We start from the raw sequence: 23,522 nt of genomic DNA on the forward strand, positions 1-23,522 counted from the left end.
CCATAGCTACAACAACTACCGGTCACCGGTCGCCATGGAGAAAATGGCGGCCTGAAAAACCCTAACGGGTGTCCAATATTACTTGACCAGTTCAGGCTCGCTCCCACAAGGTTCTTCAGCGTTCAGCAGATTACCAACGCATCCGCACTCCAAGGCTGCCGATAATGCCGTTCAGATCATTGTCATCCACATCGCTGCTGTAATCGGCGCTCATGTACAGGCTTACTGCCGGTGTGACCCGCGCCACCAGTCCCAAGCCCAATTCCACTGTTGAAGACTTGCGGCTGCTGCTGATCTTGTCGACCTGATCGAGGGTCACCGTGCTGCCGGTGTACACCGTGTGCCAAAGGTTGGTGCGCACGTAGGGTTCAACAGGCAACCCGTTCAAGTCATAACTGCCTTTCAATCGCGCACCGACACGGCCACTCCACGCGGTCAGGTCGGTCGACGAGGCGTTGCCCGAGCCTGCATAAGGCGCGTCGAGGCTGATGCGCTGGTTGATCAGTTGCGCCTGTGGTTCGACCACCCAGTTGTCACTCAAGCCGATCGGATAACCGCCTTCAACGGAAAAGGTCATCGCGTTGCCTTCGGTGGCTTGCCGATTGCCTTGTGGGCTCCGACTGAAACCGCTGACCCGACCGCCACTGGCCGACAGGTCGACGTGCCAGCCCTGCGCACCGACCAGGCTGTAATAGGCGCCAAGGCTCTGGCCTTGCAGGTTGAGGCTGTCAGTGTTGCGGTCGGCGAGGGCGCGTCGGGTCAGCGCACCACCGGCATTCATCTGAATCTGATTATCGCCGCCGATCAGACCAAGGGTCTGGGTGGCACCACTGCTGCTTTTCAACGTGACCACCGCCGGGCCTTTGAACTCGCCGCCAGGCATCGCGTAACCGGAGGACAATGCATCCGTCTGCGCGCGCCGGGCGCTTTTGCCGTACAGCTCGTCCCATGCGGAGGGCGCAAGATCTTCGGTGATCAGGCGCGAACTCTGCTGACTCAATGGCAGCGGTCCGGGCGTTATCACGGTCAATGGCAAGGTCATCACAGGGACATCGGCGCGATACCACGCGGGTTCATCCGCCGAAAATTCCGCATGCGCCTCCATGGACGAGCACAGCAACAGCGAACCTGACACTGTGCAAAAAGTGATTTTCAATTCATGTGGGGTCAGTGAAGTTTTCATGGAGGTCTACCTTGCAAGCGCATGCGTCATCTCGAGTTTGGCGTCTCTCCTACCCCGAACGAGGGGCGACCGAATAGAGCGGGGCGAACCGCGGCTGCTCGATTTCGCGAGTGCCGGAAGGTCAGCCCCAGTAGTGATTCCGGGGGTAGTAAGGTAGAGATAAGAAGAGCGATGCTCGCGCGTCAAGAAAATGCACGATGAATGGCGCGCTTAAATCAGCAATCGCAAGCGTTTGTTTTTCTGCACATAACTAAGTGCTTGTTTGCATGGAAAAACGCTTGCGAAGGGTGCATCTGACGGTTTTTTGCCGCCGACGAAAGGTCCTTCCGAGCGGTAATTGCCGGAACGACCTGTCATTAGATGGCTGTCAAAAATGCAGCTAGAGGTGCACTTCAACCGCCAAGGGAAGATGATCCGACAAATGCGTCCACGGCTTGTTGCCGAGAATCCTTGGATCGTGGCTGCTGGCATTGCGCAGGTAAATCCGGTCCAGGCGCAACAGCGGAAAACGCGCCGGATAGGTTTTCGCCGGGCGCCCATGATGACGTTCAAAAGCTTCGTGCAAATAGTCGCGACGGGCGAGGGCGGCGTTGCCCTGCAACTGCCAGTCATTGAAATCACCGGCAATGATCACCGGCGCATCGTCGGGCAGTGATTCAAGCAACTGGCAAAGCAGCTGCAACTGCAATTGCCGATGGCTCTCCAGCAGACTCAAATGCACACAGATCGCGTGCACCTCGGCATGCCCGGGCACATCAAGAATGCAGTGCAACAGGCCGCGCCGTTCAGGCCCGGTGATCGACACGTCGAGGTTGCGGTATTCGCGGATCGGGTATTTCGACAGCAGCGCGTTGCCGTGGTGGCCGTCGGGGTAAACGGCGTTGCGGCCGTAGGCAAAATCGCTCCACATACTGTCGGCGAGGAATTCGTATTGCGAGGTCTGCGGCCAGTCGTTGTAGCGACTCGAATGGCGTTCGTGTTCACCCACCACTTCCTGCAGAAACACCAGATCGGCCGAGGTACTGCGCATCGCTTCGCGCAGCTCCGGGAGAACGAACCGCCGATTCAGCGCGGTGAAGCCCTTGTGGGTGTTGACCGTGAGTACCCGCAGGCGATGAATGACTGGCGCGTCGACCACTTGACGCTTGGGATCGCTGGACACGTTCACTCCTCTGAATTGGGCCATGCCTGTTCATGCGACTGGTTTGAGGGGGTGGCAGTTCCTTCCGATGATTCACTGCTGGGCCAATGTGGGAGCGAGCCTGCTCGCGAAGACTTCATCACATTCAATACATCTGACACATGACACACCGCTTTCGCGAGCAGGCTCGCTCCCACAGGTATTGTGAGCTTCCGCCGTTCAGAAGAAGACGATTTCATACGGCAAGCGCATCCGCTCCAGCAGCACCGGGGGCAGCAGCGGGGCGATGCCGATGGCCGGTTCGCCCTTGAGCTGGCTGGCGTAAGCGTGGGTGGCGTGGCTCTTGCGCGCGACTGTCCAGGTGTCGAGACGCAGCTTGCGCGCGCGTTCCCAGGGAATCATGCGCTGCTCGCGCTCCGGCCAGTGCCAGGCCCACACCGGCACATCGTGATAGGTCGCCCCGGCCTTTTGCGCCGCGTCGAAACTGGCGCGGCCGACCACTTCATGATCCGGCGGGCCATCCTTGCGCCAGGTACTGAACACTACGTCGCCCGGTCGCAGGTAGCGGCCGATGAACTCGGTGAGCTGGCTTTGCTGATCACTCAGTGCGTTGTCGGTAAAGCCGCCGCGCACCCACTTCAGGCTGTGCATGGGCAGGCCGAGGCGGCGCAGGGCTTCGACGCTTTCCTGCGGGCGGAATACACTCAGGCGTTGTTCCGACCATTGCCGCGAGCCGGGGTGGCTGGCGCTGCCGTCGGTAATGGAGAGCAATTGCAGGGGATGGCCAAGGCTGGAGAGCAATTGCAGCAAACCGCCGCAAGTGACCACTTCATCGCCCGGATGCGGGGCGATGACCACGGCGCGGGCGCCGGCGGGAACCAGGCTGTGGGTGTTGATGACGGGAATATTGTCGAGTTGCGGCGCGCTGTTCCAGATCTGTGCTGGCAGGCCGTGTTCGTTGATCAATGACGATTTCATGAGTGCGACGTCCTTGTGGTAGCTCGCCCTCAGTCGTGAGCAGCCAACGCTGATCGCGGCCCGTGAAGGCAAATGAATAGCAACGGTGCAGTGCTCCAACCCTTGGATTACTGCGAGGCAGAGTATTGCTCAAGACAGCCGATTCGTCGCGTCACAGATCAATCTGATCCGTATTTTTTTATTCCAGCTGTGCCAGATTGCGCAGAAAGTCACCGAATCCGCCCTTGGCCCGACTGTCGAGACGGGCGCTGGTGTGCACTTGCGGGCGATGACTCCAGGCGATATTCGCACCGCTGCGCTCCAGCGCACGCACCAGTTGCACGTCCTCGTCACAGGTCAGCGGTTTGAAACCGCCGGCCAGGCGATAAGCCTCGGCGCTGACACCGAGGTTGGCGCCGTGAATGTGTCGATGGCCATCGCGGGCCTGATAATGGCGGTGATAGCGAATCTGCGCCGCTTCATCGATCGATTCGTGCCAGTGCTCGACGGTCACCGTGCCGCACACTGCGTCCGCCTCCAGTCCCAGTTGCGCCGCCAGCCAGTCATCGGCGACGCGGCTGTCGGCGTCGGTACAGGCTATCCAGCGGGCACCGCGCTCAAGCAGCAGTCGCGCACCGGCGGCTCGGGCTTCGCCGACGTTGCGTGCGTCGATCTGCAGGCTCAGCACCGGATAAGCGCTGACAATCTGCGCCGAGGCGTCGCTGCAACTGTCGAGCACCACCAGGATTTCCACCGGCTCGCCGGCCAGTTGCCCATGCTGGCTGGCCCGCAGGGCGGCGCGCAGGCATTCATCGAGCAGCGCTTCTTCGTTGTGTGCAGGAATCACGATACCGATCAACGCAAGCCCTCCAGTGCCGCCACCGAGCGTGGCTCGCGGCTCCACAGTTCGAGAATGAAATCCGCTTCCTGATGCAGCACCAGACGCGGCAAAGCCAATTGATCGTGAATCTGATCGTGGACCTGACGTGCATTCAACGGGCAGCCCTCGATCGGCGGGCGCCAATGGCAAGCCAGCAATTGGCCGTCGGCGGTCAGTGACTCACTGATCCGGCGGATCATTTCTGTCAGATCTTTTTCGTCGAGGTAGTAGCCGATTTCGCTGAATACGATCAGGTCGAATTTTTCCTCCGGCCAGTCAGCCGGGAGGCGGCCCTGACGGACTTCGGCATGCTCGAACACGCTCAAGCGCGTACGCGCCAGCTTCACTGCCGCGCTCGCCGTGTCGCAGCACAACAGGCGGTCGCAGCGCGGAGCCAGTTCTGCACTCAGTTCGCCGTTGGCGCAACCCGGTTCGAACACCGACCTGTAGCGCGGACGCGGCAGGGCGGCGAGGGTGATCGCGCGTTTGCGCTGCTCGTACCAGCGCTGGCGGAACGCCCATGGGTCGTCATTGCCCGCGAACAGGCCGTCGAAATAGCGGTCATCGACGCTCACAGGAACACCACTTCAAAAGGTTGCAGCAAACGATCAAGCACATAGGGCGCAAGCACCGGCCCGAGCCCGACGTCGCGGTCGCCTTCCAACTGGCTGGCGAACGCGTGGGCCGCGTGGCGTTTGCGCGCGATGTGCGTGGGTGACAGAAGAATCTTGCGCGCGCGTTCCCATGGCACCGAGACGTCTTCCGGGGTTGCCCAGTGCCAGGTCCAGACCGGAAGTTCAAGGCAGGTCGCACCGACGCGTCGCGCCGCCTCGACACTGGCGCGGCCGACGGCCTCGTGATCGCTGTGACCGTCCTGGCGCCAGGTAGTGAAAACCACATCACTGGCGTGCAGATAACCGGCGATGAATTCGCTCAACCCGGTTTCCTGCGCCGCCACTTGGGTGTCGGTAAATCCGCCGCGCAGCCATTTCAGGCTATGCATCGGCAGACCGAGACGACGCAAGGCTTCGGCAGACTCCTGCGGACGCACCACGCTCAAACGCTCGACTGTCCAGCGCTGCGAGCCGGGGTGACTGGCGCTGCCATCGGTAACCGAGATCAATTGCAACGGCCGTCCGGCTGCCGCCAGCAACTGCATGATGCCGCCGCAACCGAGCACTTCATCATCCGGATGCGGCGCGATGATCACCGCCCGCGAACCCAGCGGTACCAGGTCAAGAACGTCGATGGCGGGCAGTTCGGCCAGACGCCGCGAACCCTGCCATTGCTGCAGTGAAGTGCCCTGGCCGACGATCGGGTTGTCCTTCATAACGCCCAGACCTCGCAGGATTGACCGGCAATCCGCTGGCCCAGCGCAGCAAGGTCGCGCTCGGCGTGACTCTGGCGCAGAAACACCGGCAAGTCGGCACTCAGTCGCGCAAAATGCCGATCCTGACAAAACGGCCCGGCACCCAGCGCCCGCCCGACTTCACGCATGACCTGTTCGGCAGACTGTTCGACCACCGCGCGGGCGCGACGGGCCAGCAGTTCAGCGTCAGCCTCAGGCTGCGCATCGATTTGCAACGCGCTGAAGCGCAACACGTCGGCCGCTGCTTGCAGTGCCGTGTCAGTCGCACCGAGATGGGCGAGGGCGTGCGGTTCATCGCGTTGCGCGCAATGCTGACGCAGCCCTTCGGCAATCCGCCGTGAAGCGCCGTACCAGCAAGCCGCGATACCGATCCCGCCCTGCCAGAACCCCGGCCGTTGCAGGTAATCACCGGGGTTGCCAATGGCCTGCGCTTCGGCGTTTTCAAACAGCACTTCGACGCTGCCGGTGGCCGCCATGCCCACCGCTTGCCAGCCTTGATCGGTGATGGTCACGCCAGGTTGATCGAGTGCGACTGCAACCAATTGCTGCTGATCATCAGCGTCCCACGCAGTGAGCAAGGCGTGGCTGAGCACCGCAGCGCCAGAGCACCAGGCCTTGCGCCCGTTCAGCATCACCATATGCCCGGACGGCGTGACTTTCACCCGTGCCTGCGGCGGTTCGGCGGCCCACATGCCCCACGTGCTGCCCGGGGTTGGCGTACCGCCCAATTGCTCGATGATCGCCAGAGCGTCGGTGTGGCCTTCATAGAGTTTGCACAGCCCAAGATCGTGTCCGCCCACCTCCGATAGACGCTGGAAGCGCTCCAGCGTGTGACCGCTGCCGGGCAACGGCAAGCGGTCGAGGCCGGCCTCGACCATTGCTCGCAGGCAACGGCCGAGGGCATTGGTGTCGGCGTAATCTGGCGGACGGCGAGCCAGATAATGTTGAAAGTCCATATCAATCTTCTTCGTCGCGTTGCAGTTCGAACAACAGCAACGAACGCCCGGTCACCGAATACTCGTGACCGAATTCGAAGCGTTCCTGGCCGCGAATCGACGGCTGATTGGTATCGATCATGCACGTCCAGAAGCCACCATCCGGTACTTCCGGCAGGGTGAAGTTGACGATGTCATGGTGTGCGTTGACCACCAGCAGCAGCGTCGCGTCGGCGCCTTTGCGACGGATGCCGGTTTCCTGCGCGCGACCGTCGAGCAGCATGCCGAGGCAGCGATTGTGCGCATCGTGCCAGTGCTCGGTGGTCATTTCGGTGGCGTCCGGTGCCAGCCAGGTCACGTCCTTGACGCCGATATCTTCGTTGTACTCGCCGACCAGAAAACGTCCGCGACGCAGGATCGGATAAGTCAGGCGCAGTTTGATCAGGCGTTTCACGAACTTGAGCAGGGCCTTGCCGTCCTCGCTCAGGTCCCAGTTGACCCAGCCAATCTCACTGTCCTGGCAATAGGCATTGTTGTTGCCGTCCTGCGTGCGCGCGAACTCGTCACCGGCGACGATCATCGGCGTACCTTGGGCCAACAGCAGAGTGGCGAAGAAATTGCGCATCTGCCGGTGGCGCAGAGCGTTGATTTCCGGATCGTCGGTCGGGCCTTCGACGCCGTGGTTCCACGACAGGTTGTTGTTGCTGCCGTCCTGATTGTTCTCGTCGTTGGCTTCGTTGTGCTTGTCGTTGTACGAGACCAGATCGTTGAGGGTGAAACCGTCGTGGGCGGTGATGAAGTTCACCGACGAATACGGCCGGCGCCCGCGCTGGTTGAACATTTCGCCGGAAGCGGTCATGCGGCTGGCGAAATCGGCAAGCTGAGCGTCGTCGCCTTTCCAGAACGCACGCACGGTGTCGCGGAACTTGTCGTTCCACTCAACCCAGCCCGGCGGAAAGTTGCCGACCTGATAACCGCCGGGACCGCAGTCCCAGGGTTCGGCGATCATCTTCACCTGACGCAGCACCGGGTCCTGACGGCAGGCGACGAGGAAGCTGTGGCGCTCGTCGAAACCATCGTGGTAACGGCCAAGAATGGTTGCCAGGTCGAAACGGAAACCGTCGACGTGCATCTCACTGGCCCAGTAGCGCAGGGAGTCAGTGACCATTTGCAGCACGCACGGGTGACTCAGGTCCAGGGTGTTACCGGTGCCGGAGTCGTTGATGTAGTAGCGCTTGTCGTCGGGCATCAAGCGGTAGTAGGAGGCGTTGTCGATACCGCGCATCGACAGGGTCGGGCCTTGCTCGTTGCCTTCGGCGGTGTGGTTGTAGACCACGTCGAGAATGACTTCGAGATTGGCATCGTGCAGGTGCGCGACCATTTCCTTGAATTCGGCAATCTTGCCGCTGGCCAGATAACGCGGGTCCGGGGCGAAGAACGCGATGCTGTTATAGCCCCAATAGTTGGTCATGCCCTTCTGCAGCAGATGCTGATCGTTGACGAAGGCGTGAATCGGCAGCAGTTCGACAGACGAAACACCGAGCTTGCGAATGTGCTCAAGCACGTCGTCGACCATCAAGCCGCCAAAGGTGCCGCGCAGGTTTTCCGGCACCGAAGGGTGACGCATGCTGATGCCGCGCACGTGGGTTTCGTAAATGATGGTCTTGTCCCACGGCACGCTGACGCGATGGTCATTGCCCCAGGTGTGGGCCGGGTCGATGACCTTGCACTTGGGCACGAATGGCGCGCTGTCACGCTCGTCGAAACTGAGGTCGGCGTCGGGGTGGCCGATGGTGTAGCCGAACAGCGCCTCCGACCATTTCAGCTCGCCGACCAATTGTTTGGCGTAAGGGTCGATCAGCAGTTTGTTGTGGTTGAAACGGTGACCATTGGCCGGGTCATAAGGACCATAAACGCGGTAGCCGTAGATCAAGCCAGGATGCGCATCCGGCAGGTAGCCGTGGTAGATCTCATCGGTGTATTCCGGCAGCTCGATGCGTTCGAGTTCGACTTCGCCGGCATCGTCGAAAATGCACAGCTCAACCTTGGTGGCGTTGGCGGAAAACAGAGCAAAGTTCACCCCCAGACCATCCCAGGTCGCACCCAGCGGGAAGGGCAGGCCTTCACGGATTCTCGATGGCTCGGCGTGCGCAGCGGGTTCGGCTTTCTTTGGACGGGTCATGATTGCTCCTGCAAAAAAACGGGACAGTTCAGGCAATGAGATTTCCTTGTGGGAGCGAGCCTGCTCGCGAAAGCGTCGGTACATTCGACGTTTTCACCAACTGACCTAGCGCTTTCGCGAGCAGGCTCGCTCCCACAGGGTGGTGTGTTTTGCCCCAAGAAGGGCTTTCTTCGGGGCGCAAGAACCCCTTGTGGCGAGCACGCTCGCCACACAGTCATTCAGTTCAAAAATGGATCGGGTCAGTTCGCCGGAGGCTTCTTCGCGGCTCGCGGCTTTTTCTCGGCAGCCTTTTCGCCCGGCGGGACTACTTTGGCCGTGGCCGCAGGCTTGGCTTTCGCCGCTGGTTTGGCTTTGGCGGCTGCCGGTGTCTTGCCGTCGGTGCTTTTCGCTGCTGCGCTTGTAGTTTTGCCAGCCACTTTGCTGCCAGCCGCCTTGGGTGGCTTCTTGGGTGCCAGCGCTTCGGCCTCGGCCAACTTGCGCGCCATTTCCCAATGACGTTCTTCGTGGCCTTCAGGTTTCCCTTCCGACTCCCAGATCTGATAGGCGAATTCGCGAATGCGTTTATCGTCGGTGCTCATCGCAATGCTCCTGAACTGAACTCATGCTTGTGTTAAGTGTTGGATAAAGAGATTGACCGGGACATCCCCCAGCGCTTCGCTGACATTCAGCTCCCTGTTTTGTGTGACTACGCTGCTGGCAAAAAGTCCCTTCAGGTTTGCATCCGAAGCGGCAGACGGTAAAACCACCCGCGTATCGCCCCAGCGCAGCGCATCGACCCGCGGGATGGCACTGTTTTCCAGCAACGTTGCGCAACGCACCGGCACTACGACAATGGCCCGCACGCCTTCGTGTTCACGCGCGAATGCCAAGACGTTGTGCGCCTGACTGCCCAGTACTTCCAATGGCTGGTAATCGCCACGGCGGAACAGCTCGCCGTGTTCCTTGCGCAGGTTCAACACCTCACTGATCAGCGCCTGTTTGATGCGCCCGTCATGCCAGTCCTTGAGCAGTTCGGTACCCGGCACGGATGCCTGCAACGCTTGCTCGCGGGCGGCGTAATCCACCGGCCGGCGGTTGTCCGGGTCTACCAGACTGAAATCCCAGTACTCGTTGCCCTGATAGAGATCCGGCACACCCGGCACGGTCATGCGCAGCAAGGTTTGCGCCAGCCCGTTGAGCGCGCCGGCAGCGGCGATGCTGTTGACGGTCTTGCTCAGCGCCGCACGCAGCAACTCGCCTTCTTCACCGGTCAGCAGCTTCTCCGTGAAAGCCTGGGCCGCGTTTTCATAGGCTTCATTCGGCGCGCTCCAGCTGCTTTGCAGCTTGGCTTCGCGCAGGGCTTTCTGTTGCCACTGCCAGATGCGCTTGGCGTAATCGGCGAAACCGGCCTGGTCATCGTCCTGCAGGTCCAGCGGCCAACTGCCGAGCAATGCCTGATAGAGGATCAGTTCGTCGCCAGCGGAAGGCGCGTCATCTTCGATGCGCACCGGGCGGGCGAGGGCGCGCCACAGTTCAACCTGATCGGCGTACCAATGGCTGCGTTCGCTCAGCACGGCCAGCCGGGCGCGAGTGTCTTCGCCACGCTTGTGGTCATGGGTAGCAGTCGCGAGCAGGTTGTCAGGAAACTCGGCCATGCGCTGTTGATTGACTTCATGGAATTCGCTGACCGGCGCACTGAATTGCTCGGTGTTGTAACCGACATCGTTGCGCGACAGCAGCACCGCCGAGCGATACAGCGCAGTATCTTCCACAGCCTTGGCCGCTGCCGGCGAAGTCAGTTGCTGGAACCGCACGCAGGCATGCTTGAGGATCTTGCGCGAGCGCCCGCGCGGCTTGCGTCGCCATGGCGTGCCGCCGAGCCAGCTGGCAACCGAGTCGAGCACGGGCCAGTCAGCTTCGCTGAGGGTTTGCCGCGCACCGTCCATGGCGTGCTGGAAAATCGCCTCGTCCTGTTCCGAGCGGCCCAAGGCGCTGATGTAGGTGCGGTAAACCGGGAAGTGCACGATCAACGCATGCAGCACGCGGCGAATCGCGCCCAGGGTCAGGTCGCGGGTCATCAAGTCATCCCGCGCGACTTGATGCAGCGCCTGCGCGACACTTTCGAAGTCGCTGGCCAGCGAACCGTTGAGAATCTGCTGACGGGCCAGTTGCGCTTCTTCCATGAACGCTGCCGGGCGCTCGGTGCGGCGCTGCCAGAGTTCGCCGAGGACATGTTCGCCGTCCGGGTCGTGTTGCAGCAGCGACAGCTGATTCATGAACTCGTAACCGGTGGTGCCGTCGACGCTCCAGTCGCGGCGCAGGGTTTCGCCCTCGCCGAGGATCTTTTCGACATAGATCGGCAGATGACGTCCCGGTGCCAAGTGATCCAGACGCCGACGCAACTTGCGACAATAGCCACGCGGGTCGGCGAGGCCGTCGATGTGGTCGATGCGCAGGCCGTCGACCAGACCTTCTTCAACCAATTGGAAGATCTTGCCGTGGGTTGCTTCGAACACTGCCGGGCGCTCCACTCGCAGACCGCCAAGCTCGTTGATGTCGAAGAAGCGCCGCCAGTTGATGTCGTCCGCCGCCGTGCGCCAACTGGCCAGGCGATAGCTTTGCCGCTCGAGCAACTCGTGGAGCTTGTGGAAGCCCTCGTCAGTGGTGGAATCGTATTGGGCGACATTGCTTTCGATGGTGGCCAGAACACGCGGATCGCTTGCCAGCTCGCGCAACTCCTGCTTCAGCGGGATCGCCAGCGAGTGAGCATCGGTCTGGTAACTGAGCGTACTGAAGCGATCTGCCAGCGATTTCAGCGTGTCGTCGGACTTGAGCAGCTCGCCATAGTTGTTCGGGCAGATCGGGAAGTGGTGGTCGTAATGCTCGACGTAAAAAGTGCCGGTCTGCGCGTTGAATTTCAGCTTCAGCGTACCTTCCTGCAACGCCACGCCGTAATCACTGCCAAGGAACGGCAGCAGCAACTGGCCTTCCATCAACGGGTCCGGCGAGTGCCACTGAATGTCGAAGAATTCGCCATACGGACTCAGGCGTCCCCATTCGAGCAGGTCAAGCCACCACGGGTTGTCATTGCCGCCCACGGCCATGTGGTTGGACACGATGTCGAGAATCAGCCCCATGTTGTGTTCACGCAGGGTGCTGACCAGTTTGCGCAATGCCGGCTCGCCGCCCAGTTCCGGATTGACTTGGGTCGGGTCGACCACGTCGTAGCCATGCATGGAACCAGCGCGCGCCGCCAGCAGTGGCGAGGCGTAGATATGGCTGATGCCGAGTCGGGCAAAGTACGGCACCAGTGGCACCGCTTGTTCGAGGGTAAAACCTTTATGAAATTGCAGGCGCAACGTGGCGCGCAGTGGCTGGATTTGCTGTTGATTCATTGGTCACGCTCAGAGGCTTGAAGGCGCGCGCAGGCCAGCAGTTCCAGGCGGCGGGCGGCATCGGGGCCGTCCAGCAACGCTTCGCTGGGACCGGGCAAACGTCGCGACCAGTTCGGATGTGAATCGGTGGTGCCAGGCAGATTCGGCTGTTCATCGATACCCAGGGCATCTTCCAGCGGCAGCAGCACCAGCGGCGCGCGGGTGTGCCCGAGGAAACGCACACTGGCATCGACCACTTGATCGGCTTCGTGAGACTCTTCGCGGAAGTTCTGTGGATCCTGACGCAGCGCATCGCGCAGGCCTTCGCGTTCACGCTCGCGATGCCGGCGCCAGTCGATTTCGCCGTTGGCATCGACCAGACCGAGGCGCGCGTTCCAGTCGATATCGCGGCCATGCCACCAGCCATTGAGTGTCGGCAGGTCATGGGTGCTGGTGGTGGCCAAGGCATCATCCGGCCAGTCGAGAATCGGTTTGAAGCGGGTATTGTCCTGTTCGAACAACAGCACGCGCATGCCCAAAATCGAGCGCGCGGCGAGTTTTTCCCGCAGGCCTTCCGGCACGGTGCCGAGGTCTTCACCGAGCACGATGGCTTGATGCCGATGCGACTCGAGGGCCAGCAGGCGCAGCATGTCGTCGAACGGATAATACAGATAGGCGCCATCGGCCGGGGCGGCGCCGTTGGGAATCACCCACAGGCGTTGCAGGCCCATGACATGGTCGATGCGCAGGCCTCCGGCGTGGGCGAAGTTGGCGCGCAGCATCTCGATGAAGGCACGGAAACCATTGCGGATCAGCCCTTCCGGCGAGAACGCGGAAATGCCCCAACCCTGACCGCTGCGATTGAGAATGTCCGGTGGCGCGCCGACGGTCAGCGAGGCGAGCAATTCATCCTGGAAACTCCAGGCCTGACTGCCGGCACCGTCAGCACCGACGGCGAGGTCGGCGATCAGGCCAATGCCCATGCCGGCACTGCGCGCGGCAGATTGCACGCGCTCGAGGCAGCGATGGATCAGCCATTGGCAGAAGGCGAAATAACCGATGCGCTCGGCATATTCTTCGGCAAAAGCGCCCAGCGCCGCGCCGCGCGGGTCGTGCCAGTGCTCCGGCCATTCGCGCCAGTCGAGGCTTTCGCCACGGGCGGCGCGCATTTCCTGAATCGCTTCGAAGCGACAATGGTTCTCCAGCGCTTCGCCACCGGCATGACGGAAACTGGCGAAGTCGGCGTGCAGCGGATGCTCGCCGGCGACGAAACCGTCATATAAGGCTTGCAGCAGTTTCTGCTTGGCTTGGGCGGCGGCAGGCCAGTCGATCAGCTTGAGATTTTCCAACTGGTCGAACTGCGCGGCCAGGCCACTGGCATCGATTGCGTCACGCAATGCGCGCTCGCCGAGAATGCTGCCCGGCGCTGCGTACAGTGAATTGAGAAACAAGCGGCTGGACGGCGAATAAGGGCTGTAGCGGCCATTGTCTGAGCTGAACATCGCGTGCATCGGACTGATCGCCAGCGCATCGGCGCCGCGTTCACCCGCTACACGAACCAATTCCTCCAGCGCCTGGGTGTCGCCAAAACCACCGTCACCCGGACGGCGCAGCGAATACAGCTGGGCGCTCAGACCCCAAGCGCGCGGGATCGGACTATCGACCGCATCGCCAACGCTGAAACAACGCTCAGGCGCCACAGCGAGAGTGAAATACTGATCGCCGATGTGCACTTGCTGGTAACCGACCGGAATCAAGCCGGGCAACATGGCTTCGTTGTCCAGCTTGAGGTTCATCTGCGAGCCGTCTTCAAGATGAATCTCGCAGGGCGTCTCCGGTGTGAAGTAGCGACTCAGGTCGAGGGCAACGCCAACGTCGCAGGTCAGCAGGGGCGGCAGATGGCGGTCTTGCTGGACTTCTTGCAGTTGCAACAGGCTGGCATCGATTTCTTGCGCGGTGCTGGCGGGGTGGCCGAGTCCGATCAGGACATTGCGCAACACAGCGGGAGCGACTTTTTGCTGACGCCCGTTGGCGTCGATCCAGTCGACGGCAAGGCCGGCTCGACTGGCGAGTATTTCCAGTTGCGCATCGCTCATAGGCGCTCTCCATCCAGGGGGTGCAAAAGGGGTGCGGCCGTGAGGCTGACGAGCGCGGTGTACGCCGGCAGTTGGTTCGGGTCCGACAGTTCGATCGCGACTGGCTGTTGAAACAGCCACTCGGTATCGGTCTGTGCAGGGTTGACCACTGGCGTGTCACTGAGGTTCAGGTCAATTCGCAGCTCACTGCCGTTGCCCAGCCGCCAGCGCGCGCTGACCGCTCCATAGCCGAGCATTTGCGCGCCCAGAGCCTGGGTCCCGGAGAGATGGGGAATGATGTACTGATGGCGCAACTTCAGCAGTTGCCGGTAGAGCTCATGGGTCTGCTGTTGCAATGGCGTACCGCTGCCGGACAGTCGCGGCTGCGAAGCGTGGAAAGTGCTTTCGGCATTTGGATCAGGGATCTGTTCGCGCTTGTGCGGATCGGTAAAGGCACTGAATGCGGCGAACTCGTTGCGCCGACCTTCACGCACCAGTTCCGCCAGTTCACCGTGGTGGCTGGTGAAAAACAGGAACGGTTGCTCGGCGGCAAACTCGTCGCCCATGAACATCAGCGGAATCATCGGCGACAGCAGCAACAACACCGTCGCCGCCTGCACCGCACGCGGGTCGGCAAGCTGATGCAGACGTTCGCCAAACGCGCGGTTGCCGATCTGGTCATGGTTCTGCAGGAACAACACGAAAGCGGTGGAGGGCAGATGTTCGCTCGGCTCGCCGCGAGGTTCGCCATGGCGAGTGATGTGGCCCTGGAATACGAAGCCCTGACTCAGGCAGCGCACCAGTTGCTCGGTGGGCTGCGCGGCATAGTCGGCGTAATAGGCGTCGGTTTCGCCGGTCAGCAGCACATGCAACGCGTTATGACCGTCGTCGTTCCACTGCGCGTCGTAATCGTTTTCCAGCAGGCTCGACTGGTTCAGCTCGTTTTCGACGGTCAGCCAGACGTGCCGGGTCGGGTCGATCTGCTGGCGAATGCGCCGGGCCAGATCGCTGAGGAAATCCGGGTCTTCAATCGCGTGCACCGCATCCAGACGCAGGCCGTCGAAACGGTATTCGAGCAGCCACATCAGTGCATTCTCAATGAAGAACTCGCGCACTTCCGGGCGGCGGAAATCGATCGCTGCGCCCCATGGCGTGTGCTTGTCCTCGCGGAAAAAGCCTTTGGCGTAACGATGCAGATAGTTGCCGTCGGGGCCGAAGTGGTTGTAGACCACGTCGAGAATCACCGCCAGGCCATGGCCGTGGGCGGTGTCGATCAGGTGTTTGAGTTGTTCGGGGGTGCCGTAGGAGGCTTGAGGTGCATAGGGCAACACCCCGTCGTAACCCCAGTTGCGATCACCGGGAAATTGCGCCAGCGGCATCAGTTCGATCGCGGTGATGCCCAGCGCCACCAGCCGCGCCATATGCTGTTCGACTTCGGCAAATCCACCGAGCGCACCGACGTGCATCTCGTAAATCACCGCTTCGCTCCACGGCCGACCATTCCAGGTCGTGTGCCGCCATTGATAGGCATGGGGGTCGACCACTACGCTGTGGCGGTCGAGGTCACCATCCTGCGCCCTGGAGGCCGGGTCCGGCACCTCCAGTTCGCCATCGATGCAGTAACGGTAGCGACTGCCCGCCGGGCAATTGGCCTTGATTACAAACCAACCGTCACCCTGAGGCAGCATGGGCAACGATTTTCCATCTTCCAGTTCCACACTGACGTAGAACGCGTCAGGCGCCCACAACGCAAATTGCGTGTGCTCGGCATCCAGCATGATCGCGCCGTGGGGCCAGGTTTCTTGGGTCCTTGACGGCATCTTCTGCAACTCCCTGGTTATTTGTGGCTGGCTTTACCCAACGCCTTGGCGACCAGTTGTTCGTAAAGTTCGGCGTACGGTTCAACCGCTTTGCTCCAGTTGAACGGTGCAGCCATGGCCCGGCAACGCATGGCATTGAGCAATTCCGGAAAGGCGAACACCTTGAACGCGCGGCTCAGGGCTTCCTTGTAGCTATCAACGGTGGACTCATCGAAGAGGAAACCGGTGACGCCGTTTTCAATGGTGTCGGCCAGGCCGCCGGTGTTGCGCGCGACCGGCAGCGAGCCGAAACGCTGGGCGTACATCTGGCTCAGGCCGCAAGGCTCGTAGCGCGACGGCATCAAGAGGAAATCGCTGCCGGCGAACATACGTCGGGCATCGGTTTCGTTGAAGCCGATGCGCACGCCGATCTGGCCAGGAAAGCGCAGGGCCAGTTCACGCATGGCCTGCTCTTCTTCCGGCTCGCCGCGACCGATGATCGCGATCTGGCCACCGTTCTGCACGATGAACTCGGACACCGCTTCGGTGAGGTCCAGACCTTTCTGATAGACCAGGCGCGATACCACTGCGAACAGCGGGCCGGTGGAGTCATTCAGGCCGAACAGCTCACGGACATGGGCGGCATTGACCGCTTTGCCTTCCCAGTCGCCGATGGCGAACGGGGCAAACAGGTGCGGGTCGGTCGCCGAATCCCAGCTCTCGTCGATGCCGTTCGGGATACCGCTGAGCAGGCCTTGCTGGGTCTTGGCGGCAAGGAAACCGTCGAGGCCGCAGCCGAAGTCCGGGGTGGTGATTTCTTGCGCATACGTCGCGCTGACGGTGGTGATGTGGCTCGAATAGGCCATGCCGGCCTTGAGGAACGACATCTTGCCGTAGAACTCCATGCCTTCCTGTTGCAGGGCATGGGTGGGAATCCCCAGCTCCGGGCAGGAACCGAGGCTCGTCACGCCCTGGTAGGCAAGGTTGTGAATGGTGAACAGCGTTGGCGTGCGCTGCCCGCGCCAGTGCATGTAAGCGGGCGCGAGGCCAGCCGGCCAGTCATGGGCGTGCACCAGATCCGGGCGCCAGTGGATTTGCGCAAGATTGGCGGCGATGTCGGCAGCGGCCAGGCCGAGACGGGCGAAGCGGATATGGTTGTCCGGCCAGTCGCGACCGTTGTTGGCGCCGTAAGGGCCACCCTCACGCTCGTAGAGTTCAGGGCAGATCAACACGTAGATCACCAGACCATCGGGCATGTCCATACGACCGATCTTGCAAGGTGGCAGCGCGGCGTGGCCACCCAGCTCGCCGATGATGTGAATCGGGTTTTCGCTGTGCACCACTTGCGGATACCCGGGAATCAACACCCGCACGTCATGCAGGTGGGCCATCGCCCGGGGCAAGGCGGCGGAGACGTCACCGAGGCCGCCGGTCTTGACCAGATCGGCGATCTCAGAGGTCACGAACAACACTTTTTTCTTGTTGGGATTCTGGCTTGCTACCGGAGCAAGCGTCTTGGTGCCGGGTACGTTGATCTGTCGGCTGCCGGGAACACTGATGGTGCTCGATTCTCCAAGCGACTGGTGAGCACGCTCTCCCTGAATATCCAATGCCGCACTGATCATATGTATCTCCCGTGTGTGATCTGATTCTTGTCTCGAACAAGCTGTTTCGTGGCCAAGTCCTGTGGCCGGGCGCAAAGGCGCCACGCATCGGTGAGCAAATGCTGACCCAACACGCGCAAGCAGAATGGGTGGTGAGGCCGTTGCAAGGATTACACCAGTCGCTTTCGCCCAGTTGTTCTGATGACCTGTGGCGTGAAGCAAAAGTTTCGACTTTTTTTCGTCGGTATGACCGAGTGGTTTGGCCACTGAAAAATCAGTCTAGGCCAGATCCTAGAGCGGGTTAGGGCAAATGGGTAAATTGTTCGACAATCGGTTGTGTCGGGATGTTAGCGAGGGTTCAGGAGGGAAAACGCTCCGACGAAGGGCATGTTTTTTGGACGGAGTGGGCCAAAACAGTGACTGGGTAGTCACGGTTTTGTGCTAGGGGAAGGGCGAGTTGCACCGTTGTGGTGCGAGCGTATTGCAGAGTGGTATCTGAGATGACCTCTTCGCGAGCAGGCTCGCTCCCACATTGGAACGCGTACAACCTGTGGGAGCGAGCCTGCTCGCGAAGAGGGCGGTTGAAGCAACTCAACTTTAAAGTGATGGGCTCAGTTCAACAGACGCACCGGCTCCCCAGCTGCCCAACCCTGAATATCCTCGATCATCTGCCGGAAGAACTGTTCGTAATTCTGCCGGCTGACATAGCCCACATGCGGCGTGGCGAGGACATTGTCCAGCGTGCGAAACGGGTGCAGGGCCGGCAACGGCTCTTGCTCGAATACGTCCAGCGCTGCCCCGGCAATGCGCCGTTTCTGTAGCGCCTTGATCAACGCCGCTTCATCGACGATCGGCCCGCGAGCGGTGTTGACCAAAAGCGCGCTCGGTTTCATCCAGTCCAGCGCCTGGGCATCAACCAGACCGCGACTGCGTTCACTGAGCACCAGATGCACCGACAGTACGTCGGCCTGCTCGAACAGTTGTTGCTTGCTGACGTACGTCACGCCGGCCTGTTCAGCGCGTTCGGCGGTGAGGTTTTCGCTCCAGGCGATCACCCGCATGCCGAACACCTGACCGAATTGCGCGACCCGCTGGCCGATGCTGCCCAAACCCAGGATTCCCAGGGTCTTGCCATGCAGATCGCCGCCGAGGCCCTGCTGCCACTGGCCGGCCCGCAGCGCATTGGCTTCCTTCACCAGATCACGGGTGGCCGCCATGATCAGCGCCCAGGTGAGTTCCGGCGCGGCGTGTTTGTAGCTATCGGTGCCGCAGACCTTGATGCCCAGTGCTGCTGCGGCCGGCATGTCCAGTGCGGCATTGCGCATGCCGCCGGTGACCAGCAACTTCAGATTGGGCAAGCGCCCGAGCAAATCGGCGTCGAAGCGCGTGCGTTCGCGCATGACGCAGATCACCTCGTACTTGCCAAGGCGCTCGGCCAGTGTGGCGTTGTCGGCCGGGTAATCATGCACAAAGGTTACTTCACCGATGCCCTCGAGCGCGGACCAGTCGACCACGTCGCGGGCCACGTCCTGCCAGTCATCGATCACTGCAATCTGCACCGTCATCGGCTTGCCTCATCAAGGAGCGGAAGGAGTCTTGCCCAGCCAGCCAAGCAGCGCCTGATGGAATTTCTCCGGTTCTTCCATTTGCGGCGCATGACCCATGCCCGGGAATTCAATCAGCGTCGACTGCGGAATCAGCTTGGCGACCTGTTTGCCAAGCACCTCGTAATGACCGATTTTGGCTTTCACTTCCGGCGGCGCGAGGTCCTTGCCGATGGCGGTGGTGTCGGAGGTGCCGATCAGCAACAGGGTCGGCATCTTCAGGTCTTTGAACTCGTAGTACACCGGCTGGGTGAAGATCATGTCGTAGATCAGCGCCGAGTTCCACGCAACCTGGGTCTTGCCCGGACCGTTGCTCAGGCCGGCGAGCATGTCGACCCAACGATCGAATTCCGGCTTCCAGCGGCCGTCGTAATAGGTGGTGCGCTCATAGTCGCGAATGCCCTTGGCCGTGACCTTCAATTCGCGCTGATACCATTGATCGACGGTGCGATACGGAACGCCGAGGGCTTTCCAGTCTTCCAGACCGATCGGGTTGACCATCGCCAGTTGATCAACCTGCTCAGGGAACAGCAGCGCATAACGGGTGGCGAGCATGCCGCCGGTGGAGTGGCCGAGCACAGTGGCTTTCTGAATGCCCAAAGCCTTGAGCAATTGCTGGGTGTTGGTGGCCAGTTGCTGGAAGCTGTACTGATAATGCTCAGGTTTGCTGGATGTACAGAAACCGATCTGATCCGGCGCAATCACGCGGTAGCCGGCGTCGCTCAGGGCTTTGATCGAACTGTCCCAGGTCGCTGCGCAGAAATTCTTGCCGTGCATCAGCACCACGGTGCGGCCGTTGGCCTTGCCATTGGCGGCGACGTCCATGTAGCCCATTTGCAGCTTCTGGCCTTGGGATTCGAAGGCGAAATGTTTAAGCGTGTAGGGGTATTGGAAACCTTGCAGCTCCGGGCCATAGGCAGGCCCTTCGGCGGGGGCGGTTTCAGTGGCTGCGTGCGACATTAACGGCAAGGCAGCGCTGAGGACCAGGCCGGGCAGCCAGCGGGAAAGCGTGACGGACATAAGCACAAACTCCTTGAAAATTGGCCGACTCTGGAAGGTCGGGATTACGCCGACGTTAAACAAAGGCAATCACACTGAGGGTTGGTTCAACCTAGCCAGCCAAGTGTCAGCAAGGCCAGCACGCCATAGCGCGCGCCTTTGGCCAGCGTCACGATCAACAGAAAGCGCCCGAGCGGTTCGCGCATGACGCCGGCAATCAAGGTCAGCGGATCGCCGATCACCGGCAGCCAACTGAGCAGCAGCGACCAATATCCATAACGCTCGTAGTGCTTGCGCGCCTTGGCCATGTGTCGAGGAGTGACCGGGAACCAGCGTCGATCCTGAAACCGCTCGATGCCACGGCCCAGCCACCAGTTGACCAGCGAGCCGAGTACGTTGCCCAGCGTCGCTACCGCGAGCAAACCCCACAGCCAGTAACGCTCGCTGACGATCAGGCCGACCAGCAGCGCCTCGGACTGCAACGGCAACAATGTCGCCGCGCCAAACGCAGCAAAGAACAGGCCGAAGTAGGCTGCCCCCATCAACGGGCCGGGTAGTCCGCCACCACCACGTCGGCGCCGTCCTTCTTCAGGCCGATCACTTGGTACGCATCGCTCATGCCGTCCATTTCCATGCCCGGCGAGCCCATCGGCATGCCTGGCGCTGCCACACCCAGCAGATCGTCGCGCTTGCTCAACGCAAGCACCTGATCGGCCGGCACATGACCTTCAACGAATTTGCCATTGATGATCGCCGTGTGGCAGGACGCCAGACGCGGTGGTACGCCGTGCTGCTGTTTGAAGCTGCTCATGTCGCTTTCGACGTGATCTTCGACTTTGAAGCCATTGGCTTCGAGATGGCTGATCCACTTTTTGCAGCAGCCGCAGTTGGCATCGCGGTGCACTTCGATCGGGATCAGTTCGGCGGCTTGCGCCAGGGAGGAGATGAACAGGGCGCTCAGGGCGAGCAGACGCAGTTGGCTTCGCATGGGAATGGGCTCTCGACTCGGTGAAGGTCAGCAAGAACGCATTTTGACCGGTTTTTCCATCCCGGCATCAACTGAGTGTTTCCAGTTGCTACAAAACACCCGAACCAGTTTAGGAGTGAGCCTGCTCGCGATTGCGGTTGACCAGCCGCAGATACAGTGACTGAAAAATCGCTTTCGCGAGCAGGCTCGCTCCCACAGGGGATTGGCGTAAAGGCCGAAATCCCCGTGGTCGCGGTTGGCTTAACTGACCTTGAACCGCCCCATGATCGCGCTCACGCGGCTATTGGCTTCGAGCAACTGGCGGGTATTCAGCTCGCTGGCCTGGCCGCTCTGCACCAGTTCATCGACCATGTGGCGAATCTGCACCATGCTGCGGTTGATCTCTTCGGTCACTGCGCTTTGCTGTTCGGCGGCGGTGGCGATCTGCGTGCTGAGGCTGTTGATATGGCTGACCGAACCGGCCATTTCGTCCAGCCCCGAGTTGACTCGGGCGGTGGCGTCAGCAGCGGACTGGCAACTGGCCTGGGTGTTTTCCATGGCGCTGACCGACGAACTCACGCCTTGGGTCAGACGGGTCAACATTTCGTTGATTTCCGAGGTGCTGGCCTGAGTGCGGGCGGCGAGGGCGCGGACTTCATCCGCCACCACCGCAAAGCCGCGACCCTGTTCACCGGCCCGGGCCGCTTCAATCGCGGCGTTGAGGGCGAGCAGGTTGGTCTGCCCGGCAATCGCGCCGATGACGCCGAGGATTTCGGTGATGCGCTGGGCGTCCTGCTGCATGTTTTCAACTTTGTGTGTAGCGCTGGCCACTTCGTCGATCAGCGCGACCACGCTATTGGTCGCTTCACCCACCACGACGCGCGAGCGGTCTGCGTTCTCATTGGCACGCTGGGTGAATGCAGCGGTTTCAGCGGCGTTTTGCGCGACGCTTTCAGCAGTCGAGCTCATTTCGTTGATGGCGGTGACGGTCTGATCGGTTTCCGAAGCGTGACGCAGCAGAATCTGGCCGGTATGTGCCGAGGTGCGCTGCAGGTTGTCGAGGCTGGAAGCCATGGCGCCGGTGGCCTGGGTGACTTCGCCGATCATGTTCTGCAGATAGGCGATGAAGGTGTTGACCGAGTGACCGATGGCGCCCAGTTCGTCTTCGGCGCGAATGGTGATGCGGCGGGTCAGGTCGGCGTCACCGCTGGACAGCGAATCAATGTTGGCCTTCAGCGCTTTCATGCGCAGCACCAGTTTACGAATCGCGTAAACCTGCAACAGCACCAGCAGGATCACCAGCGGAATCTGGATCAGGCTGAGGCTATGGAGCACGTCGTCGCGCTGGGCAGTGAGCATCTTGGTCGGCAGGGCAGTGGCGAGGAACCACGGTGTGCCCTCGATAGGGCGCATGAAGAATGTAGCGTCTTCACCGTTGTTATCGAACTCGACGCGTTGCGCTGTATCGCGATTCTGCAGGCCGGTCTTGATCTGATTGACGAAGGTCGAGCTGGCCGCCAGTTCGCTGATGTTCTTCAGCACGATCGGGCCGCTGATGCGCGAGCTGTTGCTGATGATCTTGCCGTCAGCCTCGACGATGAGCATTTCGGCGTTGAGGTCTTTTTCCTTGCGCGCCACCAGGTCGTTGAAGAAACCCAGGGTCACGTCGATGGTCGAAACACCCCAGGCGCTGCCGTTCTTGTAGATCGCCATGGCGCAGTTGGTGCGCGGCTCGGCACTGGCGTCGTCCTTATAGGCAGCGGCCCACGCGCACTGGCCGCGCGGAGTGGCCATGCCGCCCTTGTGCCAGCTCTGGTCGTAATAGTTGGGCGCCGCATCGCTGTTCCAGAACGTATTGACCTTGAGTTGGCCCGAGGCGTCACGGTGCCAGAAAGTGCTGAATTTGTTGCGCCCGGCTTCACGCTGGCCCGGCAACGGCCAGATGCCGCCGCCGAAGACTTTCAGTTCGCCGTACTGATCCACCAGCCCTGGCAGCACCACGTCGATGGCGGCGCTGTCGAGCAGCGGGATAGTCTGGGTGATGCTGCGTTGCTGCGCCTGTACCTTGTTCAGTTCGCCCTGAATCTGCACGGCGACTTCGGCGATGCGGTTGAGCACGACCTTCTCTTCGGTATCGCGCAGGGTCGGTGCCACCAGTTGGCTGATGCCGACCACGGTGAGCACGGACAACAGCAGAATGAACAGAATCAGAAACAGCGTGTAGCGAGCCTGAATAGTGCGCAGTGCGGGCATGGAACTGATCCTTGAGCGGCTTTTTTGTTGGAGGGCAGGAATAAAACAGGGCGGGTATCACAGCGTATCGTCGTTGCGGGCCGAAGCTTTAGGTGCTCGCGCGCCGAAACAACGCTGGGCGATGACCGGTTGGTATCGGGATTGGTACATCTCCAGCAATCGCCACAGTTGTTACATCCTGATGACGGCTCTGAAGCAATGTTTGCGGGCCTTAAGCTCGG

At 61.1% G+C, this 23,522-nt stretch carries 17 protein-coding genes and 2 pseudogenes; all 19 read right to left on the reverse strand.

Annotation, left to right across the window (positions count from 1 at the left end; all coding sequences use genetic code 11):
• Positions 1 to 130 precede the first annotated feature (130 nt).
• A complete protein-coding gene (locus J2Y39_RS05690) occupies positions 131 to 1,183 on the reverse strand; it encodes an autotransporter outer membrane beta-barrel domain-containing protein (RefSeq protein ID WP_310215829.1) in 1,053 nt (350 codons plus the stop codon).
• 379 nt (positions 1,184 to 1,562) lie between these two features.
• Positions 1,563 to 2,345, reverse strand: coding sequence for an endonuclease/exonuclease/phosphatase family protein (locus J2Y39_RS05695; protein WP_056786852.1), 783 nt, complete (start codon positions 2,343 to 2,345; stop codon positions 1,563 to 1,565).
• A gap of 198 nt (positions 2,346 to 2,543) precedes the next feature.
• Positions 2,544 to 3,302 (reverse strand): PIG-L deacetylase family protein, encoded by a 759-nt coding sequence (locus J2Y39_RS05700; RefSeq protein ID WP_056785811.1) that lies wholly within the window; start codon positions 3,300 to 3,302, stop codon positions 2,544 to 2,546.
• Between the two features lie 178 nt (positions 3,303 to 3,480).
• Positions 3,481 to 4,140: a glycosyltransferase family 2 protein gene (locus J2Y39_RS05705; RefSeq protein ID WP_095179947.1), complete on the reverse strand. Its 660-nt coding sequence runs from the start codon at positions 4,138 to 4,140 to the stop codon at positions 3,481 to 3,483.
• Positions 4,137 to 4,736 carry an SAM-dependent methyltransferase gene (locus J2Y39_RS05710; RefSeq protein WP_056785814.1) on the reverse strand — a complete coding sequence of 200 codons (600 nt, stop codon included), beginning with the start codon at positions 4,734 to 4,736 and terminating at the stop codon, positions 4,137 to 4,139. Before J2Y39_RS05710 ends, J2Y39_RS05705 begins: the two co-directional genes overlap by 4 nt.
• Positions 4,733 to 5,491, reverse strand: coding sequence for a PIG-L family deacetylase (locus tag J2Y39_RS05715; protein WP_310215837.1), 759 nt, complete (start codon positions 5,489 to 5,491; stop codon positions 4,733 to 4,735). Before J2Y39_RS05715 ends, J2Y39_RS05710 begins: the two co-directional genes overlap by 4 nt.
• Positions 5,488 to 6,486: an acyl-CoA dehydrogenase gene (locus J2Y39_RS05720; protein ID WP_150635384.1), complete on the reverse strand. Its 999-nt coding sequence runs from the start codon at positions 6,484 to 6,486 to the stop codon at positions 5,488 to 5,490. Before J2Y39_RS05720 ends, J2Y39_RS05715 begins: the two co-directional genes overlap by 4 nt.
• Position 6,487: 1 nt before the next feature.
• Positions 6,488 to 8,647: a glycogen debranching protein GlgX gene (glgX, locus tag J2Y39_RS05725; protein WP_041480983.1), complete on the reverse strand. Its 2,160-nt coding sequence runs from the start codon at positions 8,645 to 8,647 to the stop codon at positions 6,488 to 6,490.
• A gap of 239 nt (positions 8,648 to 8,886) precedes the next feature.
• A complete protein-coding gene (locus J2Y39_RS05730; protein ID WP_252885989.1) occupies positions 8,887 to 9,225 on the reverse strand; it encodes a DUF2934 domain-containing protein in 339 nt (112 codons plus the stop codon).
• 21 nt (positions 9,226 to 9,246) lie between these two features.
• Positions 9,247 to 12,021 carry a malto-oligosyltrehalose synthase gene (locus tag J2Y39_RS05735; RefSeq protein WP_310215841.1) on the reverse strand — a complete coding sequence of 925 codons (2,775 nt, stop codon included), beginning with the start codon at positions 12,019 to 12,021 and terminating at the stop codon, positions 9,247 to 9,249.
• Entirely contained in the window at positions 12,018 to 14,096 is a 2,079-nt protein-coding gene (gene malQ, locus J2Y39_RS05740) for a 4-alpha-glucanotransferase (RefSeq protein WP_095179954.1), read from the reverse strand. Before malQ ends, J2Y39_RS05735 begins: the two co-directional genes overlap by 4 nt.
• Complete coding sequence (treZ, locus tag J2Y39_RS05745; protein WP_310215843.1) at positions 14,093 to 15,895, reverse strand: malto-oligosyltrehalose trehalohydrolase; 1,803 nt, start codon at positions 15,893 to 15,895, stop codon at positions 14,093 to 14,095. The genes malQ and treZ overlap by 4 nt, the downstream gene beginning before the upstream one ends.
• Before the next feature lie 17 nt (positions 15,896 to 15,912).
• On the reverse strand, positions 15,913 to 17,499 hold the full coding sequence (glgA, locus tag J2Y39_RS05750) for a glycogen synthase GlgA (RefSeq protein ID WP_016774645.1): 1,587 nt from the start codon (positions 17,497 to 17,499) through the stop codon (positions 15,913 to 15,915).
• 590 nt (positions 17,500 to 18,089) lie between these two features.
• Positions 18,090 to 19,043: a D-2-hydroxyacid dehydrogenase family protein gene (locus J2Y39_RS05755; RefSeq protein WP_041480978.1), complete on the reverse strand. Its 954-nt coding sequence runs from the start codon at positions 19,041 to 19,043 to the stop codon at positions 18,090 to 18,092.
• A 12-nt stretch (positions 19,044 to 19,055) separates the two neighbouring features.
• Positions 19,056 to 20,102, reverse strand: coding sequence for an alpha/beta hydrolase (locus tag J2Y39_RS05760; protein WP_310215847.1), 1,047 nt, complete (start codon positions 20,100 to 20,102; stop codon positions 19,056 to 19,058).
• A gap of 86 nt (positions 20,103 to 20,188) precedes the next feature.
• Positions 20,189 to 20,623 (reverse strand): YqaA family protein, encoded by a 435-nt coding sequence (locus J2Y39_RS05765; protein ID WP_310215849.1) that lies wholly within the window; start codon positions 20,621 to 20,623, stop codon positions 20,189 to 20,191.
• Positions 20,623 to 21,069 (reverse strand): DUF411 domain-containing protein, encoded by a 447-nt coding sequence (locus J2Y39_RS05770; protein ID WP_041480975.1) that lies wholly within the window; start codon positions 21,067 to 21,069, stop codon positions 20,623 to 20,625. The genes J2Y39_RS05765 and J2Y39_RS05770 overlap by 1 nt, the downstream gene beginning before the upstream one ends.
• Before the next feature lie 240 nt (positions 21,070 to 21,309).
• A pseudogene (locus J2Y39_RS26425) lies at positions 21,310 to 21,837 on the reverse strand (methyl-accepting chemotaxis protein); the annotation flags it as partial.
• A gap of 333 nt (positions 21,838 to 22,170) precedes the next feature.
• Positions 22,171 to 23,301 (reverse strand): annotated as a pseudogene (locus tag J2Y39_RS26430) (cache and HAMP domain-containing protein); the annotation flags it as partial.
• Positions 23,302 to 23,522 lie beyond the last annotated feature (221 nt).

The organism is Pseudomonas sp. 2957, from assembly GCF_031456345.1.
Classification (GTDB): Bacteria; Pseudomonadota; Gammaproteobacteria; order Pseudomonadales; family Pseudomonadaceae; genus Aquipseudomonas; species Aquipseudomonas siliginis.

What these genes read in the sequence shown, in the direction of transcription:
- J2Y39_RS05690 (WP_310215829.1), bottom strand. Translation starts at nt 1,183, where the DNA reads ATGAAAACTTCACTGACCCCACATGAATTGAAAATCACTTTTTGCACA.
- J2Y39_RS05700 (WP_056785811.1), bottom strand. Translation starts at nt 3,302, where the DNA reads ATGAAATCGTCATTGATCAACGAACACGGCCTGCCAGCACAGATCTGG.
- J2Y39_RS05715 (WP_310215837.1), bottom strand. Translation starts at nt 5,491, where the DNA reads ATGAAGGACAACCCGATCGTCGGCCAGGGCACTTCACTGCAGCAATGG.
- J2Y39_RS05720 (WP_150635384.1), bottom strand. Translation starts at nt 6,486, where the DNA reads ATGGACTTTCAACATTATCTGGCTCGCCGTCCGCCAGATTACGCCGAC.
- glgX (WP_041480983.1), bottom strand. Translation starts at nt 8,647, where the DNA reads ATGACCCGTCCAAAGAAAGCCGAACCCGCTGCGCACGCCGAGCCATCG.
- J2Y39_RS05730 (WP_252885989.1), bottom strand. Translation starts at nt 9,225, where the DNA reads ATGAGCACCGACGATAAACGCATTCGCGAATTCGCCTATCAGATCTGG.
- J2Y39_RS05735 (WP_310215841.1), bottom strand. Translation starts at nt 12,021, where the DNA reads ATGAATCAACAGCAAATCCAGCCACTGCGCGCCACGTTGCGCCTGCAA.
- malQ (WP_095179954.1), bottom strand. Translation starts at nt 14,096, where the DNA reads ATGAGCGATGCGCAACTGGAAATACTCGCCAGTCGAGCCGGCCTTGCC.
- treZ (WP_310215843.1), bottom strand. Translation starts at nt 15,895, where the DNA reads ATGCCGTCAAGGACCCAAGAAACCTGGCCCCACGGCGCGATCATGCTG.
- glgA (WP_016774645.1), bottom strand. Translation starts at nt 17,499, where the DNA reads ATGATCAGTGCGGCATTGGATATTCAGGGAGAGCGTGCTCACCAGTCG.
- J2Y39_RS05755 (WP_041480978.1), bottom strand. Translation starts at nt 19,043, where the DNA reads ATGACGGTGCAGATTGCAGTGATCGATGACTGGCAGGACGTGGCCCGC.
- J2Y39_RS05760 (WP_310215847.1), bottom strand. Translation starts at nt 20,102, where the DNA reads ATGTCCGTCACGCTTTCCCGCTGGCTGCCCGGCCTGGTCCTCAGCGCT.
- J2Y39_RS05765 (WP_310215849.1), bottom strand. Translation starts at nt 20,623, where the DNA reads ATGGGGGCAGCCTACTTCGGCCTGTTCTTTGCTGCGTTTGGCGCGGCG.
- J2Y39_RS05770 (WP_041480975.1), bottom strand. Translation starts at nt 21,069, where the DNA reads ATGCGAAGCCAACTGCGTCTGCTCGCCCTGAGCGCCCTGTTCATCTCC.